Source organism: Rhizobacter sp. P3_B12 (assembly GCF_056402895.1).
This window is the reverse complement of the sequence record NZ_JBFUGN010000875.1, coordinates 1-2,613: the sequence shown is the minus strand read 5'-3', so window position 1 is coordinate 2,613 and position 2,613 is coordinate 1. Positions and strand designations below refer to the sequence as shown.

Here is a 2,613-nt window from a genome sequence, read left to right as displayed (position 1 = left end):
GACCGGCATAGCCGCCGATTCTTCCAGCCCGCAGCGGCCGGCGGCCCGGCCTCTGGCGTCGTAGCCGCGGCGGCGGATCTCGTTGGCCACCACGCCCGGGTAGGCGATCGTCACGCTGATGCCCTGGCGGCCGATCTCCGGCCGCAGCGACTCGAAGAAGCCGGTCATCGCGAACTTGGTGGCCGCGTAGGCGGTGCGCCCCGGCACGCCGACCAGCCCGGCCAGGCTGGACACCGCGACGATGCGGCCGTAGCTCGTCTTCAGGTGCGGCAGCGCCGCGTGGGTGCACCAGACGCTGCCCCACAGGTTCACGCGCATCAGGTCTTCGTACCAGCCGAGGTCGGCCACGTCGCGCAGCAGCGCCTGGGCCGACATGCCGGCGTTGTTGACCAGCGTGTCGAGACGGCCGAAGGCGCCCATCGTCGCATCGACCAGCGCGGTGCAGTCGGCTTGCACGCTCACGTCGCAACGCTGCACCAGCGCCTGCGCGCCGTGCATGCGGCACTCGGCGGCGACGGCCGAAAGCTTCTCGACGTTGCGCGCCGCCAGCACCAGCGCGATGTTGGCCTTGCCGCGCGCGGCCCACTGCCGGGCCATCTCGGCGCCGATGCCGTCGGAGGCGCCGGTGATCACGACGACGTACATGTCAGAAGCAGTTCCACAGCTGGTTGGCGAGCGTGAAGGCCATCTCGGGGCGCAGGTAGGCCACGAACACGAGCACCAGCCCGACGCCGACCGCCAACCAGATCAGCATCCTGACCATGCCCTCTTTCATGCCGCTTGCGGCGTCGCCCGCACGATCGCCGATTCGCGCACCGGCAGGTTGACGAGCGCGGCGAACACGCCCAGCCCGACCGCGATCCACCACACCACGTCGTAGCTGCCGGTGCTGTCGTACAGCTTGCCGCCCAGCCAGACGCCGAGGAACGAGCCGACCTGGTGGCTCAGGAACACGAAGCCGCCCAGCATCGACAGATAGCGCACGCCGAAGATCTGCGCGACGACCGCATTGGTCGGCGGCACGGTCGACAGCCACAGCACGCCCATCACCGAGGCGAACACGTAGACGCTGGTCGGCGACAGCGGCACGCTCAGGAAGATGACGATCGCCACCGAGCGCAGCGCATAGATCGTCGACAGGATGTAGCGCTTGGGCAGGCGCTGGCCGAGCGTGCCGGCGGTGTAGGTGCCGATCACGTTGAACAGGCCGATCAGCGCGAGTGCGCCGGTGGCCACGTCCTGCGACAGGCCGTGGTCCTTCAGGTAGCTGGGCATGTGAACGCCGATGAACACCACCTGGAAGCCGCAGACGAAGTAGCCGGCCATCAGCAGCAGGAAGCTCGGGTAGGCGAAGGCCTCGCGCAGCGCGGCGCCCAGGCTCTGCTGCAGCGGGTTGACGACGAACTTCGGCTCCTTCAGGCCGCTGGCCAGCGGGATGATGGCGAGCGCCACGCAGCCCAGCACGAAGAGGGCCTGCTGCCAGCCGAGGTGGCCGATCAGCCAGTTCTCGGTGGGCACCATCAGGAACTGGCCGAACGAGCCGGCCGCGGCGGCCACGCCCATCGCCCAGCTGCGTTTCTCGGCCGCGACGTTGCGGCCGATCACGCCGTAGACCACCGCGTAGGTGGTGCCCGACTGCGCCATGCCGAGCAACAGGCCGGCGCTGCCGGTGAAGGCGAGGCCCGAGGTGGACAGGCCCATCAGCACCAGCCCGCCGGCGTAGAGCAGGCTGCCGACGATCAGCACGCGGAAGGCGCCGAAGCGATCGGCCAGCGCGCCGGCGAACGGGCCGGCGACGCCCCAGGCGAGGTTCTGCACCGCGAGCGCGAACGCGAAGGTCTCGCGCGTCCAGCCGCGGTCCATCGTGATCGGCTGCAGCCACAGGCCGAAGCCGTGGCGGATGCCCATCGACAGCGTGACGATCATGGCGCCGCACAGCAGCACCTGTTTCATCGAGAGCGGGGCAGGAGGTGTCGACGACATCGGATCAATGTAACCGGAACGGCCCGTAGCCCGGATGCCAATCCGGGGATCGTCCTCACGCGCGTCGCCGCTCCCGGATTGCCATCCGGGCTACGAATCAGAACCGGAAGCCGTACTTCGCGCTGTAGCTGGTCGCCTTGCCGGTCTTGTCGGCCTCGAACGCGAGGTTCGCCAGCCCGAAGTTCAGGTTCACGCCGGYGAACACCTTGGCGAGGTTGAAGTCCTCATCGCCCTTCAGCGACGACGCCTCGGGCTTGCTCTTCACGTTGACGGTGCCGAGGCCGGCGTACGGCGTCGCGAACAGGAAGCCCTTCGACACCGAGACGTCGAAACCGAGCGTGCGCAGCTTCAGCTGGTCGACGCCCGACATGGCCGATGCGCTGGCCCGCAGCGCGATTGCCGGCAGCACCGCGTTGCCGGCCAGCGGCGCCCAGCGCAGCTCGCCGCCGGTGACGGTGATGCCGGCCGACGGCACGCGCGCGACCGACACGCCGACGTCGATGTCGAACGGCAGCCCCTTGTGGGCGCGCAGCGACGGCACCGCGATCGTCGAYGGCACGCTGCTGCCGCCGGCCGCCTTCTCCCAGACGCTGCGGTTCTCGAGCACGGTGCCCGACACGCCGACGCCGA

The 2,613-nt window shown here is 69.7% G+C and carries 3 protein-coding genes; all 3 read right to left on the bottom strand.

What is annotated here, in order from left to right:
• The coding region (locus tag AC1D01_RS29400) for an SDR family oxidoreductase (RefSeq protein ID WP_477872723.1) at nucleotides 1-645 on the bottom strand (645 nt) is incomplete at its 3' end.
• A 126-nt stretch (nucleotides 646-771) separates the two neighbouring features.
• Nucleotides 772-1,953: an MFS transporter gene (locus tag AC1D01_RS29395; RefSeq protein ID WP_477872721.1), complete on the bottom strand. Its 1,182-nt coding sequence runs from the start codon at nucleotides 1,951-1,953 to the stop codon at nucleotides 772-774.
• A 127-nt stretch (nucleotides 1,954-2,080) separates the two neighbouring features.
• Nucleotides 2,081-2,613, bottom strand: a 533-nt coding sequence (locus tag AC1D01_RS29390) for a hypothetical protein (protein WP_477872719.1), incomplete at its 5' end; no start/stop codon positions are given.